19 protein-coding genes, 1 tRNA gene, 1 pseudogene and 1 riboswitch are annotated in these 20,821 nt (G+C 74.0%); of the genes and pseudogenes, 2 read left to right on the top strand and 19 right to left on the bottom strand.

The annotated features are described in order from the left end of the window. Positions 1-10: 10 nt before the first annotated feature. The 4 genes from ACFQ80_RS20880 to ACFQ80_RS20865 are packed head-to-tail and all read right to left on the bottom strand — an operon-like array spanning position 11 to position 5,088. Positions 11-1,399, bottom strand: coding sequence for an aldehyde dehydrogenase family protein (locus tag ACFQ80_RS20880; protein WP_430565003.1), 1,389 nt, complete (start codon positions 1,397-1,399; stop codon positions 11-13). After that, positions 1,396-2,676, bottom strand: coding sequence for an ectoine hydrolase (gene doeA / locus ACFQ80_RS20875; RefSeq protein ID WP_430565002.1), 1,281 nt, complete (start codon positions 2,674-2,676; stop codon positions 1,396-1,398). The genes ACFQ80_RS20880 and doeA overlap by 4 nt, the downstream gene beginning before the upstream one ends. 49 nt (positions 2,677-2,725) lie before the next feature. Further along, on the bottom strand, positions 2,726-3,994 hold the full coding sequence (locus ACFQ80_RS20870; RefSeq protein WP_430565001.1) for an aspartate aminotransferase family protein: 1,269 nt from the start codon (positions 3,992-3,994) through the stop codon (positions 2,726-2,728). A 32-nt stretch (positions 3,995-4,026) separates the two neighbouring features. Continuing rightward, positions 4,027-5,088: a GlxA family transcriptional regulator gene (locus ACFQ80_RS20865; protein ID WP_430565000.1), complete on the bottom strand. Its 1,062-nt coding sequence runs from the start codon at positions 5,086-5,088 to the stop codon at positions 4,027-4,029. A gap of 136 nt (positions 5,089-5,224) precedes the next feature. Between ACFQ80_RS20865 and ACFQ80_RS20860 the strand changes: the two genes are divergently transcribed. Then, the gene (locus ACFQ80_RS20860; protein ID WP_430564999.1) at positions 5,225-6,073 is read left to right on the top strand and encodes an NAD(P)H-dependent oxidoreductase; all 849 of its coding nucleotides are present in this window, start codon (positions 5,225-5,227) and stop codon (positions 6,071-6,073) included. 10 nt (positions 6,074-6,083) lie between these two features. Here ACFQ80_RS20860 and ACFQ80_RS20855 read toward each other — a convergent pair whose 3' ends face one another. The 7 genes from ACFQ80_RS20855 to ACFQ80_RS20825 all read right to left on the bottom strand — a co-directional run bounded on the left by ACFQ80_RS20855 (position 6,084) and on the right by ACFQ80_RS20825 (position 14,278). Then, positions 6,084-7,307: an MFS transporter gene (locus ACFQ80_RS20855; RefSeq protein ID WP_430550166.1), complete on the bottom strand. Its 1,224-nt coding sequence runs from the start codon at positions 7,305-7,307 to the stop codon at positions 6,084-6,086. 134 nt (positions 7,308-7,441) lie between these two features. Next, positions 7,442-8,206, bottom strand: coding sequence for an SDR family NAD(P)-dependent oxidoreductase (locus ACFQ80_RS20850; RefSeq protein WP_430564998.1), 765 nt, complete (start codon positions 8,204-8,206; stop codon positions 7,442-7,444). A gap of 58 nt (positions 8,207-8,264) precedes the next feature. Continuing rightward, positions 8,265-9,680: an ABC transporter substrate-binding protein gene (locus tag ACFQ80_RS20845; RefSeq protein WP_430564997.1), complete on the bottom strand. Its 1,416-nt coding sequence runs from the start codon at positions 9,678-9,680 to the stop codon at positions 8,265-8,267. A 42-nt stretch (positions 9,681-9,722) separates the two neighbouring features. Beyond that, positions 9,723-10,643, bottom strand: a complete 921-nt coding sequence (locus ACFQ80_RS20840; protein ID WP_430564996.1) for a carbohydrate ABC transporter permease — start codon at positions 10,641-10,643, stop codon at positions 9,723-9,725. Next, positions 10,640-11,497: a carbohydrate ABC transporter permease gene (locus ACFQ80_RS20835; protein ID WP_430564995.1), complete on the bottom strand. Its 858-nt coding sequence runs from the start codon at positions 11,495-11,497 to the stop codon at positions 10,640-10,642. The genes ACFQ80_RS20840 and ACFQ80_RS20835 overlap by 4 nt, the downstream gene beginning before the upstream one ends. Positions 11,498-11,687: 190 nt before the next feature. Next, on the bottom strand, positions 11,688-12,533 hold the full coding sequence (locus tag ACFQ80_RS20830; protein WP_430564994.1) for an aldo/keto reductase: 846 nt from the start codon (positions 12,531-12,533) through the stop codon (positions 11,688-11,690). Between the two features lie 20 nt (positions 12,534-12,553). After that, positions 12,554-14,278: a glycoside hydrolase gene (locus tag ACFQ80_RS20825; RefSeq protein WP_430564993.1), complete on the bottom strand. Its 1,725-nt coding sequence runs from the start codon at positions 14,276-14,278 to the stop codon at positions 12,554-12,556. A 209-nt stretch (positions 14,279-14,487) separates the two neighbouring features. On the opposite strand from ACFQ80_RS20825, the gene ACFQ80_RS20820 reads away from it, so the two are divergent. Continuing rightward, positions 14,488-15,165 (top strand): GntR family transcriptional regulator, encoded by a 678-nt coding sequence (locus tag ACFQ80_RS20820; RefSeq protein ID WP_430564992.1) that lies wholly within the window; start codon positions 14,488-14,490, stop codon positions 15,163-15,165. 12 nt (positions 15,166-15,177) lie between these two features. Here the strand turns inward: ACFQ80_RS20820 and ACFQ80_RS20815 are convergent, their stop codons facing one another. From ACFQ80_RS20815 to ACFQ80_RS20780, 8 genes and pseudogenes are all read right to left on the bottom strand, one after another. Next, entirely contained in the window at positions 15,178-15,786 is a 609-nt protein-coding gene (locus tag ACFQ80_RS20815) for a class I SAM-dependent methyltransferase (RefSeq protein ID WP_430564991.1), read from the bottom strand. Positions 15,787-15,836: 50 nt separating this feature from the next. Then, positions 15,837-16,535 carry an energy-coupling factor transporter transmembrane component T gene (locus ACFQ80_RS20810; RefSeq protein ID WP_430564990.1) on the bottom strand — a complete coding sequence of 233 codons (699 nt, stop codon included), beginning with the start codon at positions 16,533-16,535 and terminating at the stop codon, positions 15,837-15,839. Then, on the bottom strand, positions 16,532-17,983 hold the full coding sequence (locus tag ACFQ80_RS20805; protein WP_430564989.1) for an ABC transporter ATP-binding protein: 1,452 nt from the start codon (positions 17,981-17,983) through the stop codon (positions 16,532-16,534). The genes ACFQ80_RS20810 and ACFQ80_RS20805 overlap by 4 nt, the downstream gene beginning before the upstream one ends. A 4-nt stretch (positions 17,984-17,987) precedes the next feature. Next, positions 17,988-18,626: an ECF transporter S component gene (locus ACFQ80_RS20800; protein ID WP_430564988.1), complete on the bottom strand. Its 639-nt coding sequence runs from the start codon at positions 18,624-18,626 to the stop codon at positions 17,988-17,990. Next, positions 18,620-18,731: riboswitch (TPP riboswitch) on the bottom strand. (Overlaps the previous gene by 7 nt.) A gap of 163 nt (positions 18,732-18,894) precedes the next feature. Beyond that, positions 18,895-18,967: transfer RNA gene (locus ACFQ80_RS20795), tRNA-Ala, on the bottom strand. A 92-nt stretch (positions 18,968-19,059) separates the two neighbouring features. Beyond that, entirely contained in the window at positions 19,060-19,749 is a 690-nt protein-coding gene (locus tag ACFQ80_RS20790; protein ID WP_430550171.1) for a histidine phosphatase family protein, read from the bottom strand. Beyond that, on the bottom strand, positions 19,746-20,192 hold the full coding sequence (gene rsfS, locus ACFQ80_RS20785; RefSeq protein ID WP_430545659.1) for a ribosome silencing factor: 447 nt from the start codon (positions 20,190-20,192) through the stop codon (positions 19,746-19,748). The genes ACFQ80_RS20790 and rsfS overlap by 4 nt, the downstream gene beginning before the upstream one ends. Then, positions 20,189-20,821: pseudogene (locus ACFQ80_RS20780) on the bottom strand (hypothetical protein); the annotation flags it as partial. The gene rsfS and the pseudogene ACFQ80_RS20780, both read right to left, overlap by 4 nt.

The raw sequence follows: 20,821 nt of genomic DNA, 5'->3' as shown, positions 1-20,821 counted from the left end.
GCGCCAGGCCTCAGCCCTGGCGCGGGCCGACCCACACCTGCTGCACGTTGACGAACTCCTTGATGCCGTGCGGGCCGAGCTCGCGCCCGTAGCCGGAGCGCTTCACCCCGCCGCTCGGCAGCCGGGGGTCGGTCTTGACGATGCCGTTCACCGAGACCTGTCCGGCAGCGATATGGGGCGCCATCGCCTCGCCACGCTCGGGCGTCGTCCAGACGCTCGCCGCGAGGCCGTACTCGGTGCGGTTCGCCGTCTCGAGCGCCTCGTCGGCGTCCGCCGCCCGCATCACCGCCATGACCGGGCCGAACGTCTCCTCGCAGGCGGCGGTCATGTCGTCGGTGACGTCGTCGAGCAGCGTGGGCGGGTAGAACCAGCCCGGGCCGTCGGGCAGCTCGCCGCCGAGCAGCAGCCGTGCCCCCGCCTGCACCGTGCGGGTGACCTGGCGGTGCAGGTTCTCGCGCAGGTCGGCACGGGCGATCGGCCCCACCTGCGTGGCGGGGTCGCGCGGGTCGCCGACCTTCAGCGCGGCGAGGCGGTCCCGGAGCCGGTCGACCAGGGCGCCGTGCACGGCGTCCTCCACGATGACCCGCTTCGCTGCGATGCACGACTGGCCGGCGTTGATGATCCGCGACAGGGCGATGGTGTCGGCCGCGGCGTCCAGGTCGGCGTCGGCGAGCACGACGCACGGGTCGGAGCCGCCCAGCTCCAGCACGGCGGGCTTGATCTCGGCCGCCGCGACGCTCGCCACCGCCGCGCCGCCGCGCGACGACCCGGTGAACGACACCGCCTGCACGCGCGGGTCGCGGATGACGGCGGCGACGTCCACGGTCTCCAGCGGCAGGTTGAGGAACACCCCCCGCGGCGCGCCCGACGCCGACAGCGCCCGCGCGAAGACCTCGCCGATCGCCTCCGCGCAGCCGGGCACGTGCGGGTCGTGCTTGAGCACGCCCGTGTTGCCCGCCATGAGAGCCGGCGCCGCGAAGCGCAGGGCAAGCCAGAAGGGCGCGTTCCACGGCAGGACGCCGAGCACCGTGCCCAGCGGCAAGTGCTGCACGTAGCTGCGCGTCGCGTCGGAGGCGATCTCCTCCGCCGCCAGGTACGCCGCCGCGTGCTCGGCGTAGTGCTCGGCGCACCAGGCCGCCTTCTCGACCTCGCCGAGCGCCTCGGTGATCGGCTTGCCCATCTCCTGCGTCATCAAGGGGGCCAGCTCGTCGGCACGGGCGCGCAGGTCGGCCGCCACCGCGTGCAGCACCTCGGCGCGCCCGTCGAGCCCACGGTCCCGCCACGCGGCCCGCGCCGCCTCGGCGGCCGCCAGGGTGGCGTCCACCTCCCCCGGCGTCGCCGCCGGGACCTCGCGGACCGTCTCGCCCGTGCTCGGGTCCGTCGCGATCAGCATCGTCATGCGGTCTCCTCCTCCGTCGCGTCCATGCCGTCGGTGGCCGGGCCCGGCACGAGCGCGAGGGAACCGCCGTCCGACGGTTCGCCGCCGGTCCGTCCGCGATCCGCGGCGGCGTGCTCGGGCTTGCAGGTGAAGTCCTCGCCCAGGGTGAAGAACGACTCGCACCCGTCGGCGGTCACCCGCACCGTGTCGGAGATGCCGACGGTCTTGTCGCCGTCGACCCCCCACATCCACGGGATGATGTGGAACGTCATCCCCTCGCGCAGCACGCGCGGGTCGCCCTGGTTGAGGCTGACGATGTAGCCCTCGTCCCAGCTGGGTGGGAACGCGATGCCGATCGAGTACCCCGACCGGGTCACCAGCCGCGCCCCGACGCCGTTGTCCGAGATGATGTTCCGCACGATGTTGTCGGCGTCGGACACGGTGAGCCCGGGCCGGATGGCCGCCTTGACCTCCGCGAGCGCCAGCTTCATCCGCTCCTGCGCCACCAGCATGCTGCGCGACAGGTCGTCGAGCACCACGGTGCGCATCATCGCGGTGTGGTAGCGCCGGAAGCAGCCGCCCACCTCGAGGAAGACGTGCTCCCCCGGCCGCACGGTGCGACCCTCCCAGGTCGCGTGGCCGATCATGCTCCGCGGCCCCGAGGTGACGTACGGCATCACCGCGGGGAACTCGCCGCCGGAGCGGAACATCGCCGACGCGATCTCCGCCGCGATCTCGTTCTCGGTCACGCCGGCGGCGACCGCCTCGATGCCCGCCGCCATCCCGACCTCCGTGGCGCGCGCGGCCCGCCGCATGACCGCGATCTCGGCGTCGGACTTGGTCACCCGCCCCTCCTCCACGATGCCGAAGCAGTCGAGCAGGCGGCCGTCGGTGAACGAGTTGTGGATGTAGTCCTGGTGGTAGGCCGGGAAGTAGTAGCTGTTGCGCTCGTACCCGACGTCCTTGGTGTCGAGCCCGAACTCGCGCAGGGACTGCACGAGGCTCTGGATCGCGTCGCCGGTGTCCGGGTAGGGGCGGGTCAGCTCCACCCACGTGCGCGCGTGGACGTTCGACTCCTCCATGGCACGGGTGATCATGAACGGCTCGTCCTCGAGCGGCACCACCAGCGCCTGGAAGAAGGAGTACCCCGTGGTCTGGTAGTCCGTGAGGTACATGAGGTTCTCGGGGTCGGTGATGACCACCGCGTCCAGCATCCGCTCCGCCATGCGGCGGCGCAGGTCGCCGAGGCGTCTCGCGTACTCCTCGAACGGGAACGTCATGTCGTCGCGCTGCCGCATGCCGGCCTCCTTCTGCTGTCACGCGCCCCGGCGAGGTTGCTCGAGGGCGCTAGAGGGTGTCGCGCACCGCCCCCGCGAGGATCTCCAGGCCCTCGTCGAGGTCGTCGTCGGGAATGGTCAGGGGCGGGATGAGCTTGAGCACGCGGCCGCCGCTGCCGCACGGCCCGATGAGCAGCCCGCGGGCGAAGCACTCCGCCGCGACCGCCTTCGCGAACGCGCCGTCGACCACGTCGAGGCCCTGGATCATCCCGCGGCCGCGCACGGCGAAGCGGCGATCCTTCCCGGCGGACCCGCGGTCGGGGACCTCGGCGGCGAGGCCGTCCAGCACGGACACCATGCGCTCGGCCTTGGCGTGCACCTCGTTCATGAGCTCGTCGTCGTCGAAGTAGGTCAGCGCCTCGTGCCCGGCCACGAACGACAGGCCCTGGCCGCGGAAGGTGCCCGTGTGCTCGCCCGGAGCCCAGTGCGCGTCCAGCTCGGGCCGGTTGAGGTTCATCGCCAGGGGCGTCCCGTAGCCGCCGATCCCCTTGGCGAGGCACACGATGTCGGGGTCGAGCCCCATGCCGTCGAAGCTGAAGTAGCTGCCGGTGCGGCCGCAGCCCACCTGGATCTCGTCGATGACGAACAGCGCCCCGACGTCGCGGGCGAGCCGCTGCACGGCGTGCAGCCACTCGGCGCCGGCCACGTTGACGCCGCCCTCGGCCTGGATCGTCTCGACGACGAACGCGGCGGGGGGAAGCAGCCCGCTCGACACGTCGGCCAGCTGTTCCCGGTACGCCTCGAGCGACGCGAGACCGCCCCCGGGGGCGGTCTCGAACGGCAACCGGTGCACGTTCTCCAACGGCACCCCCGCGGCCCGGCGGAAGACGTCGTTGCCCGTGAGCGCGAGCGACCCGAGGGTCATGCCGTGGAACCCGTGCGTGAAGGCGACCACCTCGCGCCGGCCGGTGACCTTGCGGGCGAGCTTGAGAGCCGCCTCGACGGCGTTGCTGCCCGTCGGCCCCATGAACTGCAAGCGCATCGTCATGCCGCGCGGCTCGAGCACCGTGGAGACGAACTTCGAGATGAAGTCCCGCTTGGTGGTGGTCGCCATGTCGAGGCTGTGCGCGACGCCGTCGGCCTCGAGGAACTCGATCATGGCCCGTTTCATGCGCGGGTTGTTGTGCCCGAAGTTCAGCACCCCCGCACCGGCGAAGAAGTCGACGTAGCTACGGCCGGCCTCGTCCACCTGCCGCGCGTTCGACGCCGAGGCGAACACCGTGGGATACGTGCGGCTGTACCCCCGGATCTCGGATTCCCACTTCTCGAAGACCTCCATCAACCAGATGTAGGTGCCCGAGGCCTCCCCCGTCAAGGAACTCGCGGGACGACCTTCGTAACGTTCTGATGTCGCGGGCCGGGGCCGAACGTGGCGCGGTAGGCGGCGGGCGAGACCCCCAGCGCCCGCGCGAAGTGCTGGCGCAGCGACGCGCCCGTTCCGAACCCGGCGCGGCCGGCGACGGCGTCCACGGGGAGGTCGGAGCGTTCCAGCAGGTCACGAGCCCGCAGGAGGCGCTGCTGCAGCAGCCACTCCCCGGGCGAGAGACCGACCTCGCGGCGGAACCGGCGGGTGAAGGTGCGGGTGCTCATCGACGACTGCCGGGCGAGGCGGTCCAGCGAGAGCGGCTCGTCGAGGTGCTCGAGCGCCCACGACCGCGCGGGGCCGGTGTGGTCCCCCGCCGGCTCGGGCACGGGGGCGTCCACGTACTGCGCCTGGCCGCCGTCGCGGAAGGGCGGCACGACCGTCCGGCGTGCGACGTCGTTCGCGACCGCCGCGCCGTGGTCGGAGCGGATCAGGTGCAGGCACAGGTCGATCCCGGCCGCCTCGCCGGCCGACGTGAAGACCCGACCGTCCTCGGTGAACAGCACGTCCGGGTCCAGCTCGACCGCCGGGAACGCGCGCCGGAACCGCTCGGCCGACATCCAGTGCGTCGTCGCCCGGCGCCCGTCGAGGAGGCCGGCGCGCGCGAGCGCGAACGCCCCGGTGCAGATCGACGCGATCCGCGCGTCCGGGCGGACCTGCCCCAGCAACTCCGCGAGGGAGCTCTGGCCCGGGGCCACGCCCTCCTCGTCGGGCGCGGCGGTGTCGTCCAGCGCGTGCGAGGCCGGCACCACCACGGTGTCGGCGTCGACGAGCGCCTCCGGGCCGTGCGGGACGTCGAGGGCGAAGTCCGCGTCCGAGCGGACCCGGCCCGGCACCGCGGCGCACGTGCGCACCTCGTACAGCCGCTCGCCGCCCGGACCCCGGGCCGTGCCGAACAGCTGGTGCACGGCGCCGAGCTCCAGCGGCATCACGCCGTCGCGCACGAGGACCGTGACGCGGTGCGGACGCGCACCGGGTGCGGCCGTGGCGATGCTCGCCGGAGTCGTCATGGCTCGATCTTTGCACAGGGTGGCTCTCCGGCCACTTCCGGAGGCGCGCGCGGACCGGCAGCGTGGTCGTGGTGGGCGGCGGGCGCCGCCCTTCCCGAGAACCTCGTACCGAGACGGAGCAGCGATGGAGGTCCTGATGGAGAACCCGACGGAGAACGCGACGGAGAACGCGACGGACGATCGGACGGACGACCGGACGGACGCGACGACCGACCCGATGAGGGTGCTGTGGGTGCTCGCCCACCCCGAGCCGCGGTCGCTCACCGCGCACCTGCGCGACGACGGGGTCCGGGCGCTGCGGGACGCCGGGCACGAGGTGGTGCAGTCCGACCTGTACGCGATGGGCTGGGACCCCGTGGTGACGGCTGCCGACTTCGGCGACGCCGCGGACGACCGGCTCGACGTCGCGGGGGCCTCGGAGCGCGCCCTGCGCCGCGGGCAGCTCGCGCCGGACATCCGGGCCGAGCACGACAAGCTGGCCTGGGCCGACACCGTGGTCCTGCAGTTCCCCCTGTGGTGGCTGGGCGTCCCCGCCATCCTCAAGGGGTGGCTCGACCGGGTGCTGGTGCAGGGCTACGCGTACGGCGTGCGCGACGCGGCGACCGGGCGCACCCGGCGGTACGGCGACGGCGGACTGGCGGGCCGGCGCGCGCTGGCCGTGGTGACGGTCGGCGCGGGCACGGGGCTCGGGCCGCGCGGGCTGCACGGCGACCTGGCCGAGACGCTGTTCCCCCTGCTGCACGGCACCTTCTGGTACACCGGCATGCAGGTGGCGGAGCCCGTGCTGGTGCTCGGCGCGAACCGCCTCGACGACGCGGGCTACGCCGCCGTCTCGGCCGGCCTGCGCGAGCGGCTGCTCGCCCTGCCCGACGGCCCGGTGCTGGCGTACCGGAGCCAGGACGGCGGGGACTACGACGAGCGCGGCGAGCTCCACGACGCGCTGGAGCCCGGCCGCCGCGGGCTGGGCGTGCACCTGCGCGCGTGAGGCACGGACGTCACGGCCGCCGGCGCCGGGGCGGCACGAGGTTCGCGAGCGACGAGTACCGCGGCACCCAGCGCGCGAGCGCGGCCGCGGACGCGCCGCCCAGCGTGGCGGTGGCCCACACCCCGGCCGCGAGCGAGCCCAGGGCGGCCCCGGCCGACAGGATCAGCGGCCCGAGCGCGTCGCCCGTGTCCTGGAACAGCCGCCACACGCTGAGGAACGTGGGCCGCACCGCGGCGGGTGCGACGTCGGCGCCCAGCGTCATGACGATCCCCGAGCCCATGCCGTTGCCCACGCCGAGCAGGGCGGCGACCACGGCGAGCGCGCCGGCGGTGTGCGCGAACGGCAGCACCGCCAGCCCCACCGCCATCGTGAGCATCGACGGGACGGCCACCCACAGCCGGCCGAACCGGTCCATCACCTTGCCCGCCGGGTAGAACAGCAGCATGTCCAGGGCGCCCGAGACGCCGAAGACGAGCGACGTCACCTCGGCGTCGAGGCCCAGGTGCTCGCCCCACAGCGGGATGACCGTCTGCCGCGCGCCGCGCACGGCGCTCACCAGCAGGATGGCGACGCCGAGGGTCGCGAACAGCTGCCTGTGCTCGCGCGCGACCGCCGCGATGGACACCCGCGGACCGCCGGCGGGGCGCGGCAGCGCGGCGTCGGCCCGCGGCTCCGGCCGCACCAGGGCGATGACCAGCACCGCGACCAGCGCGGAGCCCGTGCCCAGCCAGAACGCGCCGTGCAGCGACGTCGCCGCGATCATCGCGGCCCCCGCGAACGGCCCCAGGAACAGGCCGATGCGGTGCACCCCCGCGAGGGTCGACATCACGCGCGCCCGCCGCAGCGGCGGCGTGATCTCGGTGAGGTACGCCTGCCGGGCGAGGTTGAACACGGCGTTCGCCGCGCCGAGCGCGAGCACCCCCGCGGCCAGTCCCCACAGCGCCGACGACAGCGCGATCGTCGTGAACGCCACGACGGCGACGCTGCCGGCGACCAGCATCGCCACCCGGTCCCCGAGGCGCTGCGAGAGCGCCCCGGCGGGCAGGTCGAACGCGATCTTGCCGAGCGGCAGCAGCGCGGCCACGAGGCCGGCGACCGTGAGGGTGGCGCCACGGCCCGTGGCGGTGACCGCCACGACCGGCAGCAGCGCACCGATGCCGATCTCCAGCACCAGGGTCGGGAGGAACGCCCCGAGGACGACGCTACGGAACGGGAACAGCGGCGGGGACGGCACGCACCCTTCCTATCGCAAGGGCCCCGTCCGGGGCCGGTCCGTTCACGAACGTCTCGTCCCGCCCGCCGGTCAGTGCATGCGGTCAGTGCATGCGGTCAGTGCATGCGGTCAGTGCATGCGGTCAGTGCATGCGGTCAGTGCATGTAGAGGCCGCCGTCGACGTTGAGGGTCTGCCCGGTGATGAAGCCGGACTCCGCGCCGACGAGGAAGCTCACCGCGGCGGCGACGTCGTCCGGCACCCCCACCCGGTCGACCAGCAGGTCCGCCGCGAGCTCCGCCTTGCGCTCCTCGCTCAGCGTGCCGCCCATGATGTCCGTGTCGATCGGGCCGGGCGAGATCGCGTTGACCGTGATGCCGTGCGGGCCGAGCTCCCGCGCCAGCGCGCGCGTGAGCCCGACCACCCCGGCCTTGGCGACCGAGTAGGGGGTCTTGCTGTACGTCCCGCCGCCGCGCTGCGCCGAGACCGAGGAGAGGGAGACGACCCGGCCGACGCCCGTCCGGACCATCTCGTCGGCGACCGCCCGCGTCACGTGGTGGACGCCATCGAGGTTGATGCGCAGCACCCGGTCCCACTCCGCGTCGTCGAGCTCCAGGTACGGCGTCGGGGAGCTCACCCCCGCGACGTTGACGAGGGCGACGACGGGCGGCAGCGCCGCGGCGAGGTCCCCCACCGCCGCCCGGACCGCCTCCGCGTCGCCGACGTCGACGCCGGCGCCGGCCGCCTCGCCGCCCTCCCGGACCAGCTCCTCGGCCAGGTCCTTGACCGCCGGCCCGTCGACGTCGAGCAGGCCGACGGCCCAGCCCTCCCCCGCCAGGCGGTGCGCGACTGCGCGGCCGATGCCCCGCCGCGAGGCGGCGCCCGTGACGATCGCGGTGCGGGACGTGGGGAACGCGTTCATCTGGTCATCTCCTGTGGATCGGTGTGTCTCGGCCCGCACGGCAGGGCGGCCGCGGGGCTCAGTAGGCGTAGTCGACGCCGCGTCGCCAGTCGGGGAACTCCCAGTCCGACCGCGACACCGAGGCCCCCGCCGCGCTCGCACGCTCGATCGCCGAGTCGAGGCTCTGGGAGCACGTGTCGCTGAGCTTGGCGAGCTCCCCCCGCAGGTCGGTGACGTCGCCCCCGAGGTAGCCCTGGACGATGTCGCCGAGGTGCGGGGCCACCGGGGCCTGGACCGCGAGCGCCTCGTTCACCTCGACGTTGCGCACCTGAGGCTGCGGGGCGCGGAACACGCGGGTCCGGAAGTCCTCGACCAGCCACGCGTACGGCTCGATGACGTCGGCGCCGGCCACCGCGTCCAGGTTGATCGGGGGCTGGTCCATCCCCGTGGCCAGGACGGCCTGGTAGTCGTCCTGGGTGAACGACTCGAGGAGCTCGATGGCGGCCTCGGCGTGGGACGTGTTCCCGGCGGCGAAGAAGGTGGGGGCCGGCGCCCCGCGCGTGATGACCAGGTCCTCGCCCTCGGGCGTGAGCTCGCCGGCCACCGCCATCTTCGGCAGGTGGGCCTCGTTGAGCGCGCGCACCCCGCCGGGTGACCACGGGCCGTCGATGAAGAAGCCGACGTTGCCCGCCGCCCAGCGTCCCCGCGCGTCGGGGACCTGGAACGAGTTGGTGCCGGGCAGCAGCCAGCCGCTGTCGGAGATCTCCTTGACCAGCTCGACGACGTTCAGGTACGCGTCGTCGTCGTACGCGTACTCGCCCGTGTCGTAGCGCAACCCCTGCCAGCCGGGGAACCCCGCCGCCTGGGCGAGGTCGTCGACCTGGTCGCGGACGCGGCCCGAGTCCCCGAGCGCCAGCGTCATCGGGACGTACCGGCCGTCGTCGGCGATCGCCTTGAGCGCCGCACGCAGCTCGTCGTAGCCGTGCGGCGGCTCGAAGCCCACGTCCTGCGCGATCTCGGAGTTGTACCAGGTGCACGCCCAGTACTGGCGGTCGGACATCAGCGGCAGGCCGTACACGACGCCGTCGAGCATGGTGACGCCCTCGACGAACGTCCCCTCGGGGAACCGCCCCATCGCCGCGTCCGAGAGCGTGATGGCGTGCAGCCAGCCCGACTCGACCAGCGCCGACAGCGGCAGCCCCAGCACGTTGGAGTAGATGTCCGGCAGCTGCTGCGACTGGTTCGCCAGCTGGAGCGCCTCCACCGCCTTGCTCGGCTCGTTGTACGTGTACTCGATGCCCACGCCCAGCGCCTTCGCCTGGGCGGCGGCCCATTCCTTGTGGGCCTGCTGGAGGCCGCCGAAGTGGTCCCACCAGCGCAGCCCGGCACCACCTCCGCCGGGCGCGGGGCTCGGTCCGCCGCAGGCGGCCAGGAGGCCCGCGAGGGCGGTCACCCCGACGCCCCCGATGAATCCGCGACGCGAAAGCTCGGTCATTGCTGTCTCCTCTTCGAGAACGAACGACGGATCGGGGAACGCCTACGACTTCACCGCGCCGGCGATGCCTTCGACGAAGTACTTCTGCATGAAGACGAACAGGACGACGACCGGGAGGATCGAGATCACGCCCGCGGCCGCCATCCCCGGCCAGTCGGTCGAGTTCTCCCCCACGAAGGCCTGCATGCCGACGCTGACCGTGCGCAGCGCGGGATTGCTGAACGAGAAGACCAGGGGCAGGAAGAAGGCGTTCCAGGTGGTGAGGAACGTCAGGATCCCCACCGTGGCCGTGACGGGCATCGACAGCGGCAGCATGATCCGCAGGAAGACCCGGAGGAACCCCGCCCCGTCGACGATCGCGGCCTCCTCGAGGTCCGCGGGCAGCTTCCGGAAGTAGCCGGCGTAGATGAGGATCGCGGCGACGTTCGACGCGCCGGCCATCGCCATGATCATGCCGGTCAGCGAGTTGAGCAGGCCCAGCTGCATCGAGACCTTGACGATCGGGATGATCGTGTAGCCCGTCGGCACGAACAGCGTCGCGACGAAGATGCCGATGATCAGGCGCGACCCGGGGAAGCGGTAGCGCCCCACGACGTAGCCGGCCAGGGCGCAGCGGACCACGACGATCAGCGTGACGGCGACCGTCACGATCACGGTGTTGAGCAGGTAGTGCCCGAACTGCCCCGTGGTCCACGCGCGGACGTAGTTCTCCCACTGCGGCGCGTCGGGCACCAGGTTCAGCCCGCCCGCGAACACCTCCCCCGACGTCTTCAGCGACGCCGAGACCATCCAGAGGAAGGGGAAGACCCAGAGGAAGGCGCCGGCGGCGAGCAGGACGGCGAAGATCCACCAGCCGCGGCGCCTCGGGTGGCGTCGCCCGCCGCGCGGGCTGCCGTGCCTGCTGTCAGGGGGCCTGGTCCCGGCCTGCGGGCCGGCGTCGTGCCGTGCCGTGAGGGTGCTCATGATGCCCGTCCCTTCTGGAGCCGCTGCGAGGAGAACGTGGCCCACGCCTGGACCGCGACGACCACCAGGACGAGGAGCCCGAACAGGACCGCGGCGGCGGAGGCGAAGCCGAGCTGCGGGATCGAGGCCGCGAACGCCCAGCGGTAGATGTAGATCTCGATGATCTCGGTGCTGTAGAAGGGCCCGCCGGCCGTCATCGTCTGCATGAGGTCGAACGCGTGGAAGCAGTCCTCGACGGTGAGCACCGAGATGATGAGCAGGAACGGCAGCAGCATCGGCAGCGTGATGTGCCGGAAGATCCGCACCCCTCCGGCGCCGTCGATCCGGGCGGCGTCGTACACGTCCTGCGGGATCGTCTGGAGGGCGGCCAGCCAGTAGATCATCGTGATGCCGAAGAACTTCCACACGTAGGTCAGCGCCGCCGCGTACAGGGCGGTGTCGGAGTCGCCCAGCAGGTCGACGGGCGGTAGGTCGAACACCCCGAACAGGGCCGCGAGCGGGCCGGACCCCGGGTCGAGGACGAACCGCATCACGACGCCGATGATCGCCGTCGTGGTCACCACCGGCAGGAAGTAGACGGTGCGGAAGAACCGGGCGAACGGCATCCTCGGCGAGTTCAGCAGGATGGCGAGGACGAAGGCACCGAAGATGCGCAGCGGCGCCACGACGAGCATGAACACGAGCGTGATGCGCACCGAGGACCAGAACATCGGGTCGCCGAGGACCGCCTGGTAGTTGCTGATCCCCACGAACGTCTGCTCGGAGCTGAACCCGTTCCACTCGACGAGCGAGTACCAGTAGCTCGCGACGATCGGATAGATCGTGTAGATGCCGTACAGGACGAACGTCGGCATGAGGAACGCGTAGATCCACAGGGTGCGGCGCCGTTGGCGCGAGCGCCGTTCCGGGCTCGGGCGGCGGGCGGACGGCCCCTCCGCGGCGCGGCGCGGGGCGGGTGGGGGCGGTGCTGCGGTCCGTGCTGGTGTGGTCGGCACCGCCGACCGTGTCTGACTCGCCATCGAGCACTCCGTCGTGTCGGTCCGGCTAGCGGATCTGGCTGATCGAGAAGGTGCGGGGGTCCCCACCGATGCGGGTGCCCGTGTCCAGGGCGTCGATCGCGGCCCGGTGCGCGGGCGTGAGCCCGACGCGGTCCAGCGAGGCGTTCTCGCGCATGCGCGCCGGCGAGACCGTCTTCGGGATCACCAGCCGGCCCTGGTCCAGGTGCCACCGCAGCACCACCTGGGCGGGCGTCACGCCGAGCTCCTCCGCGATCGCGACCACGTCCGGGTGGCGCAGCCCGGAGCCCTGGCCCAGCGGGGAGTACGCCTCGACGGCGACCCCGTACGCGCGGCAGGCGGCGACGACGTCGGGCTGCTGGAACGCGGGGTGCAGCTCGACCTGGTTCACCACCGGCATCTGGTCGGCGAACCCGGCGAGCTCGTCGAGGTGCTCCGCGAGGAAGTTCGAGACGCCCACCGCCCCGACCCGGCCCTCGTCCCGGAGCCGTTCGAGCGCCCGCCAGGAGTCCTGCCACAGGCCGGCGGCGGGGTTCGGCCAGTGGATGAGATAGAGGTCGACGTGGTCGAGACCCAGCCGATCGCACGTCTCGTCGTAGGCCCGCAGCGCCTGGTCGTACCCCTGGTCGCCGTTGCGGAGCTTCGAGGTCACGAAGACCTCGTCGCGCGGCAGGCCGGAGGCCCGCACCGCGGCACCTGCGCCCTCCTCGTTGACGTACGCGGCCGCGGTGTCGATGTGCCGGTAGCCGGCCTCGAGGGCCTGCTCCACGACCTGCTGCGCCTCCGCGGACGGCACCTGGAAGACCCCGAGCCCGACCTCCGGCACGACCGTGCCGTCGCGGAGCGTGCGGGTACGCCGCAGGGTCGCGCTCATCGGACCGGTCGACGTCCCGGTCACCGGGCCGGCTCCAGGACGAGCAGGGACACCGCCGGCAGCGGCAGCGCGACCGACAGCTCCACCTCCGACGACGGGACCGCCACCCGACGCGCGGGCTCCAGCTCCTCGAGCCCCTGCCGTGCCTGGAGCAGCGCGAGCTGCGCGTCGGTCGGCAGCTGGGGCGAGCCCGCCTCGACCCAGGCGGTGTGGGCGTTGCTGTGCCCGGCGTCGATGCGGAAGTGGCTGAGCGTGTAGGCCTCGGCGTCGAGCCCCGAGACCCGGAGCGTGACGTCGGCCTCGAGCTCGTCGCGCTGGTACTGGTCGTCGGTGTGCCGCCAGACGAGGACCGCGACGGTGCCGGACGTCGAGCGGGACGCCAGGGCGTCGATCTCCTCGGGCATGCTGGCGCCGTCGGCCTCGTCGAGCAGCGTGACCGGGTGCGCGGCGTCCGAGACCGCGTCGACCCGCCGTTCGCCGAGCCGGCTCAGCGCCCGGTACGCGTTGAGCAGCGGCTTCTCGAGCCCGCCGGCCGTGAGGAACGCCCGGGTCCCCTCGAAGTACCGCTCGCCCTCGAAGTAGAAGCTCCAGGAGGTGGCCTGCTCGACCCGGACCTCCTCCGTGTCGTTGAGGTCGAGGAGCTTCTTCATCAGCTTCACCTGGAACACGGGGTAGTACTCCGTGTTCTGGAACTGGAAGTTGGCGTTGTCGTAGACGCTGTAGTGCGCCGGCACCCCGGCGTCGCACTCGTCCACGATGGCGGGCAGGCCGCGGTACTCCTCGAATTCCGCGATCACCCGGAGCATCCGGCGGACCTCGAACAGCATCTTGTGCGCCGACGGGTTCTGCTTCTCCGGCGCCTCGCCCCCGGTCGGGCCGTAGACCCGCCAGGGCGTGAACGCGGAGCCCTTCGTGTGGAAGGAGACGAAGTCGATCGGGTCCCCCTGGTCGCGGGTGTGCCGGAGGAAGCCGCGCAGGAACTCCACGCCCGCCCCCGTGACCGCCGGCCCGCCGACCTTCGCCCCCGGGAGCACGCTGCGCACCGCCCGCGCCGTGACCGAGTAGAGGTCGTAGAACTCCTGGGGCGTGCCCTTCCAGTAGAAGATGTCGGGCTCGTTCCACAGCTCCCAGAGCCAGGTGCTCACCTCCTGCTCGCCGTACCGCTCGAGGCAGTGCCGGGCGTGCGTGGCGACGAGGTCGCCCCAGCGGCCGTAGTCCCTGGGCGGGTAGGCCCAGGCACCGGCCTCGTAGCTGCTGTACACCGTGGGGCTGGGCGTCACCCGGAGCTCGTCGGCCGCGTCGGGCAGGAGGTCGCGCGGGGTGAACGCCAGCTCGACGAGCACGTGGTGCCCGGCCTCGACGATCGCGTCGTACGCCTGGTCGACGATCGTGAAGTCGTAGACGGCGTCGCCCGCGGCGTCCTCGTGGTAGACGTTCCCGTTGCCCCAGTGCGGGATGCCGAAGCCGGTGCCCGAGCAGAACACGTAGTGCGGCCGCACGTGGAACCCGCGGTCCGTCAGCTCCCCGAAGGTCTGCAGCAGCCGGCGGCCGGTCGCGGTGTAGGTCCAGTTGATCTCGTCGAACCCGATGCTCTCCCAGATCCGGGCGAGGTCTCCTCGGTCGGCGCCCGCGTCGACCCGGACGACCGCGCGGCGCACGTGCGGCGCCGAGGGGTCGCTCGGAGCCGAGCTCGGGAAGCTCAGGTCGGTGCCGATTCCAGGGTTCACGTCCACGCTCGAGCTCACGTTCGCGCCTCTCATGCTCACGGCCGGCAGCGGTGCCGGGTCGTCACCGTCGACGACAGTCAGCGACACTAGGAGGCGAGTTCATAGATTGTCAACAACATACTGTCGGCAACGAGCCCGTAGGATGAACGTCAGCCGCTCCTCGACGTCGAGGCGCGGCGGCCCGCCGTACGAAATGATGAGGCGGGCGTGACGAGAGGAGCGTGTCGATGAATCCGCTGGGGACTGCGCCCCGGGCCACCCTCGCCGAGTACGTGGTCGGCGTCATCCGCGACGAGATCGCGCGCGGTGAGCTACGACCCGGCGAGCACCTGCGCGAGACCGAGCTCGCCGCGGCGCTCGACGTGAGCCGCGGACCGGTGCGCGAGGCGCTCGCGATCCTCGAGGCCGAGGGACAGGTCGAGATCCGCCGCCACCGCGGCGCGTTCGTCAGCGTCCTGACCCAGAAGGACGTCGAGGAGGTGCACACCCTGCGCGCCGCCATCGAGGTGCTGGCGGCGGAACGCGCGACCGTCCGCATGACCGGGTCGCACCTCGCCGAGCTGGACCGCATCCTCCTGGCGATGAAGAGCACGTCGGGCTCGGTCGCCCCCGAGGAGGCGGTGCGCCTGGACCTCGCGTTCCACGACGTCCTCTACGACGCCGCCGACCACGCCCGCCTGCGCCGGGTCTGGTCGTCGATCCGGAGCCAGGTCGCGTTCTTCCTGCACGTGCGCAACGTGAACTTTCCCGACTTCCCCACGGTCGGGCACGTCGAGCACCTGGAGCTGCGGACGGTGCTCAGCCAGGGCGACCCCGTCGCCGCACGGGTCGCCGTCGAGAAGCACATGACCGGGTCGTTCGCGCGCCTGAGCCGGCTCGAGCTGCCGTCGGACGTGGAGCGCTAGGCCACCACCGCGTCACGCGCGCCGCGTCGTGAGGAGCAGCGCGGGCAGGTGCCGCTCCTCCCCCGCGGTGCGTGCGGCGATCTCGGCGTCCGAGACCGTCGTGGACGACCAGGCGGGCCCGTCGAACGCGGCGCGCAGCCGGTCGTCGGTCGTGCCCCAGCCGAGCCCGGCGGCCACGGACATCGCGAGGACGGCGACGAGCGCGTCGGACAGGCAGATCGCCTCCAGCCCCGCCACGTAGGCGGCGCGACCGGGGTCGTCCAGGGTGTGCAGCAGCCCTGAGTCGAGGACGGTCCGTGGCCGCACGTCCAGGCGGTCGAGCCGGCGGGCGTCCGCGACCTCGAAGCGCACCTCGCCGGGCGGGTCGACGATCGACTCCGCGGCCCGCTCCCGCGCGCGGGAGATCGCGTGCGCCGCGGCGTCCACGCCCACCACCCGGCGGCCCGCCCGGGCGACCGCGAGCGCCAGCACGCCCGTGCCGCAGCCGACGTCGAGCACCGGGTCGGCGAGCACCGACCGGCGCACGAGCGCCAGGAGCGCGGGCTGCGGGCGCCCGATCTCCCACGGCGGCGGGACGTCCGCGGCGTAGAGGGCGTCGAAGTCGTGCACCTGGCGGGCCATGCGAGCACCTCCCGACACCCATCCTGCGCCCGACGGGCCCCGCTCGACGGCTACCGCCAGGCCAGGACGGCGAACGGCAGCGCCGCGACGACGGCGCCGGCGGCGAGCACGACGCCGTCCGTACGGGTCCACGGCGCAGGCTCCGCCCAGGTCCGGCGGTGGGCGCCTGCGAAGCCCCGGGTGTCCATCGCGACGGACATGGCCGCCGCGTCGCGCAGGGTGGCGGCCAGCACGGCGAACGTCACCGACGCCGCGTGGCGCGCTCTCGAGAGCGGGCCCCGCCCGGGCCCGACGCCGCGCGACCGACGCGCCCGCGACGCCTGCTCCCACACGGCGCCGAGCCGCTCGAACCGCTGCAGCGCCGCGGCCACCCCGACGACGAAACGGGCCGGCAGGCGCAGCCGCTGGCCGAGCTGGTCGGCCAGCCCGCTCGGGTCGACCAGCGGGGCGAGGGCCACGCCGGGCAGGGCGAGCACCGCGATGCGGGCCCCCGCGACGGCGGCCACCACCGGGTCGTGGCCACCGAGCAGCCACGTCGACCACGCCACCGACGCGACCGCGACGACCACCGCGAGGTAGCGGGCCGGAGAGCCGGCGCCGCGCGGCAGGAGCAGCAGCCCGAGAGCCAGCGACCCGCCCAGCGCGACGGCGGCGCTCGCGACGTCCCGGACGCCCAGGGAGGCGACCAGCCCGAGCAGCCCGAGGGCCACGAGCACGAGGGCGTTCACGCGCCCCAGCGCGCCGGTCACACCGCCACCGTCGCTCGCTCGCTCGTCGCGCCGCCGAGCCGCACCTGGTGCCCCGCGAGGGCGACGAGGTGCGCGTCGTGGGTGCTCGCCGCGACGGTGGCGCCGTGCCGGGCCGCGGCGCCGGCCCACCCGGCCACCGCCGCCCAGGTCCCCCTGTCCTGGCCGACGGTCGGCTCGTCGAGCAGCACGAGCCCCGGCCGGTGCGCCAGCGCCGCCGCCAGGGCGAGCCGCCGCTGCTCGCCGCCGGACAGCCGGAACGGATGCGCGTCGGCGAGGTGGTCGAGGCGCAGCAGCGCGAGCACGGCGTCCACGTCCACCCGGACGCCGAGGTGCCGGCCGGTGAGCTCCACCTCGTCCCGCACGCGCAGCGCGAGCAGGCCGTGCTCCGGGTGCTGCGGTACCCACCCGCAGGACCGCGCGAGCTCCTCCGAGCGGGCCGTCCGCCCCGGGACGCCCCGCACCTCGCCGGCCGTCGGCCGCAGGTGCCCCGCAAGAGTGGCGACGAGCGTGGACTTCCCCGCCCCCGAGGGCCCCGTGACGGACGTGAGGCGGCCCGCGGGCAGCCGCGCGGCCACGCCGTCGAGGGCACGCGTCGTGGTGCGACCGCGCAGGCCGCGGGTCACCAGGTCGACGCGGAGGCCGGCGACGACGACGTCCGGCCCGGGCACGTCCGGCGCCACCAGCGCCGCGGGAACGGACAGCGGGGACGGCGCCGCCACGCCGGGCAGCCAGACGCCGGCGCGCGTCAGGTCGTCCCGCAGGGCGGACGGGACGTCGCGCAGCGCGGCGGGCGCGACGTCGTGCGTGACCCGGCCGCCCGGTCCGAGCACCACGACGCGGTCCAGGTGCTCGAGCCACGGCCCGACGTGGTGGTCGACCACGACGAGGGACGTGTCCGAGCCCTCCAGCGCGCCGACGACGGCGGCGCGCACCTCGGCCGCCGCGGCGGGGTCGAGCATCGCGGTCGGCTCGTCCAGGAGCAGCAGGCCCGGCGCGCTCGCCAGCGCCCCGGCGAGCGCGAGCCGCTGCAGCTCGCCGCCCGAGAGGGCCGACGTCGGCCGGTCGGGCGGGTGGCGCAGCCCGACCCGGTCGAGAGCCTCCCCGGCCCGGCGCCAGATCTCGTCCCGCGGCAGGCCGGCGTTCTCGGGGCCGAAGGCGACGTCCCGGCCGATCCGGGCCGCGACGACCGCGGAGCCCGGGTCCTGCGGGACGAGCCCCACCCCGCCGTCCACGTGGACGGTCCCGGACAGCTCGCCGGGCAGCGGGTCGCCCAGCACGCCCGCCAGGGCGTGCAGCACGGTCGACTTGCCCGCCCCGCTGGGACCGACCAGCCCCAGGCGCTCCCCCGCGCCGACGGTGAGGTCGAGGCCCTCGATCGTCGGGGCCCGGCGCCCGGTGGGCCGCCAGCACAGCCCTCGCACGCGAACCCGGACGTCGTCGTGCGCCACGCCGTCAGGCCGGCGCGCGGTCGACGGCACGGTCGACGGCGCGGTCGGCGAGGTCGCGACCCGGGCCGAACGCGTCGAGCACGCCCGCCCGCGCGAGGGCGCGCACGAGCGCCGCGCCCCCGAGGCCGGCGAGCAGCGCGCCGGAGAGCCCGAAGAGGCCCAGGTACGCCAGGCGGAAGCCCCACTCCCAGTCCGGGTAGTACGCGAACCACTCGTACACGGCGCCGCACGCGCCCGCCGCCGCGCCCGCCAGGGCCGCGACCGCGGCGCCGAAGCGCCGGTAGAGGAACAGGGCGAGGACGAGCTCGGCGCCGAAGCCCTGGACGACGCCGGAGACGATCGCCGAGAAGCCCCAGCCGGCGCCGAGCAGCGCCTCGACGCTCGCGGCGACGACCTCGGCGAGCAGCGCCGCGCCCGGACGGCGGACGATGAGGCCGCCCAGCACGCCGCCGAGCAGCCAGCCGCCCCCGAGCAGCCCGGTGGCCGGCGGGAAGGCGACCGCCAGCCCGGCTGAGAGCAGGTGGTAGAGCTGGGTCCAGCCCCAGAAGACGACACCGACGGCCACGCCGAGCATGGCCACGGTGACGAGGTCGACGGTGCGGTACCGCAGGGACGCGCTGCGCGCGAAAGTGGGCGCGGACATTCCAGGTAACTCCCTTCGCCGGTGCTAACCGGAGCAGGTTCCAAGGGTCTGCGGCTGTGCCCGCACTCTCAGCGCCCCTTCGACGGCGCTCCCCTGTCATGGGTGTCTTCAGATGTGACTTCAGGTGTGACTTCACGGCGGCCGACGACGCGGCCGCAGGTCCGACCCTAGGCGACGACGGCGTCGGCGCAAGGGCGTCCCGCACCGTGAAACCCCTGGTCACGCAAGAAGGCCCGGAACCGTGTGGTTCCGGGCCTTCTCGTCGGGGTGGAGCTGAGGGGACTCGAACCCCTGACCCCCTGCATGCCATGCAGGTGCGCTACCAGCTGCGCCACAGCCCCGAGAACCGACTCTCGCGGCCGACGGGCGACCGGGCGATTCGTCTGATTCGGTGCGTTCCTCCGGGCTTGCGCCCCTCGGGAACGTCGATATCTTAGGCAGACTTCGGGCCAGGTTCCAAATTCCAGTCCGGCCCCGCCTGCCAGCGGTCCAGGGGGTACCCCGCGCCCACGTTGTGCGCCACGAGGCGCCAGGCGGGCACGGCACCCTCGCCCGCACGGTGCAGGTGCGACCAGTGCACGTTGTGCATCCCCGACAGCCCGCGCCACGTGGTCGGGTCGAGCCCGAGCAGCGCCGTCACCGCCAGCGAGATGGCGGCGCCGTGCGACACGACGACGAGCGTCGCGTCGTCGTCCAGGTCGCCGGCATGCTCGGCCAGGGCCTCGGCCATGCGCTCCGCGACCGCCGCCTTCGTCTCGGCCCCCGCGCCCACGGGCTCCGCGCCCAGGCGCCAGGCGGCGTACTCCTCGGGCCAGCGCTCCTGCAGCTCCGCGCCCGTGAGGCCCTCCCAGGCGCCGAAGCCGCGCTCGCGCAGGCGCTCGTCGGTGACCAGGGGCTGCCCGCCGAGCGCGTCCGCGTACGCGGTCGCCGTCTCGACGGCGCGCCCCAGGTCGGACGACACGATGCGCGTCGCGCGGTGCGACGACGCGAGCGCGGAGCCGCCCTCCGCCGCCTGCCAGCGCCCGACCTCGTCGAGCGGGATGTCGATCTGCCCCTGCAGCCGCAGGGACGCGTTGTAGGCGGTGCGGGCGTGCCGCAGCAGGACGACGGTGCCGGCCGTCACCGCTCGTCGCCCGCGAGACGGATCGCCCCGTCGCCCCCGCCGTCGCCGTACTCGGCGGCGGCCGCCGCGCCGTCACCGCCGCGCGCGTCCTCCGGCAGCTCCACCGCCGGGCAGTCCTTCCACAGCCGCTCGAGCGCGTAGTACACGCGGTCCTCGGCGTGCTGCACGTGGACGACGACCTCCCCGAAGTCCAGCAGCACCCACCGCGCCTGCGCCTTGCCCTCCCGACGGATCGGCTTGGAGCCGGCGAGGAACATCGCCTCCTCGACGGCGTCCACGATCGCCGAGACCTGGCGCTCGTTCGTGCCGGAGGCGATGAGGAACACGTCGGTGAGCACGAGCTGGTCGCTCACGTCCAGCGCGATGATCTCCTGCGCCTTGCGGTCCGACGCGGCCCGGGCGGCGACGACCGCCAGCTCGACGGCGCGGGGGCTAGCGGTCATGCAGCGGCTCCGGGGTGCTCGTACGTGAGGGAGACGCCGGCCGCGGGCGCGGCGGCGTCGGTATCGGTCTGGAAGTTGCTGTCGTCGGGCGCCTGGAGCAGCAGCTTCCAGACCAGGAGCCCCAGCACGAACGCGACGACCACGAGGACGATGTAGTGCAGCCAGGTGTACGACGCCTCCGGCTCGTCCCAGTCCTCGTCGTCGTCCTCGTCGTCCAGCGGCGCGGCCGACCGCGCGCGGACGGGCTGCTCCGACGCGACCAGCGCGTCGAACGGGGACGCGGCGGGTCGCTCCGGCGCGGCCGACGGCTGTGCAGGGCCCGCAGCGGGGCGGGACGGCGGCACGGACGCGGGCCGCTCGGTGGTCGGGCTCGCCCAGGGCAGCGGGGGCGCGACCGACGTGGCGCCGGGCGGCGCCGGGCTCGGTGCCGCCTGGGCGGGCGGCGCCGAGGCCGCGGTGGCGCCGAACGGCGACGCGGTGCCCGTCGTCGCGAACGGGGAACGGCGGGCAGGGCCGTCGGGGCGCGGCGCGACCGTGGCCGGCGGGCTGGCAGCCGGGGCGGCCGGGGGCGCGGCGCTCGCCGGTGCCGTACCCACCCCCCACCTGCCCGGCATACAAGTACCGTCGGG

The sequence above is a fragment of the Isoptericola sp. NPDC056578 genome, assembly GCF_042793275.1.
GTDB lineage: Bacteria > Actinomycetota > Actinomycetes > Actinomycetales > Cellulomonadaceae > Isoptericola.
This window is presented reverse-complemented; position numbering and strand designations above follow the sequence as displayed.

Bases quoted from the DNA above. Each gene is read 5' to 3' on its own strand.
- ACFQ80_RS20850 (WP_430564998.1), bottom strand. From the start codon at position 8,206: ATGAACGCGTTCCCCACGTCCCGCACCGCGATCGTCACGGGCGCCGCC.
- ACFQ80_RS20830 (WP_430564994.1), bottom strand. From the start codon at position 12,533: ATGAGCGCGACCCTGCGGCGTACCCGCACGCTCCGCGACGGCACGGTC.
- ACFQ80_RS20865 (WP_430565000.1), bottom strand. From the start codon at position 5,088: ATGACGACTCCGGCGAGCATCGCCACGGCCGCACCCGGTGCGCGTCCG.
- ACFQ80_RS20870 (WP_430565001.1), bottom strand. From the start codon at position 3,994: ATGGAGGTCTTCGAGAAGTGGGAATCCGAGATCCGGGGGTACAGCCGC.
- ACFQ80_RS20845 (WP_430564997.1), bottom strand. From the start codon at position 9,680: ATGACCGAGCTTTCGCGTCGCGGATTCATCGGGGGCGTCGGGGTGACC.
- ACFQ80_RS20815 (WP_430564991.1), bottom strand. From the start codon at position 15,786: ATGGCCCGCCAGGTGCACGACTTCGACGCCCTCTACGCCGCGGACGTC.
- ACFQ80_RS20860 (WP_430564999.1), top strand. From the start codon at position 5,225: ATGGAGAACCCGACGGAGAACGCGACGGAGAACGCGACGGACGATCGG.
- ACFQ80_RS20835 (WP_430564995.1), bottom strand. From the start codon at position 11,497: ATGCCGACGTTCGTCCTGTACGGCATCTACACGATCTATCCGATCGTC.
- rsfS (WP_430545659.1), bottom strand. From the start codon at position 20,192: ATGACCGCTAGCCCCCGCGCCGTCGAGCTGGCGGTCGTCGCCGCCCGG.
- ACFQ80_RS20840 (WP_430564996.1), bottom strand. From the start codon at position 10,643: ATGAGCACCCTCACGGCACGGCACGACGCCGGCCCGCAGGCCGGGACC.
- ACFQ80_RS20880 (WP_430565003.1), bottom strand. From the start codon at position 1,399: ATGACGATGCTGATCGCGACGGACCCGAGCACGGGCGAGACGGTCCGC.
- ACFQ80_RS20800 (WP_430564988.1), bottom strand. From the start codon at position 18,626: ATGTCCGCGCCCACTTTCGCGCGCAGCGCGTCCCTGCGGTACCGCACC.
- doeA (WP_430565002.1), bottom strand. From the start codon at position 2,676: ATGCGGCAGCGCGACGACATGACGTTCCCGTTCGAGGAGTACGCGAGA.
- ACFQ80_RS20820 (WP_430564992.1), top strand. From the start codon at position 14,488: ATGAATCCGCTGGGGACTGCGCCCCGGGCCACCCTCGCCGAGTACGTG.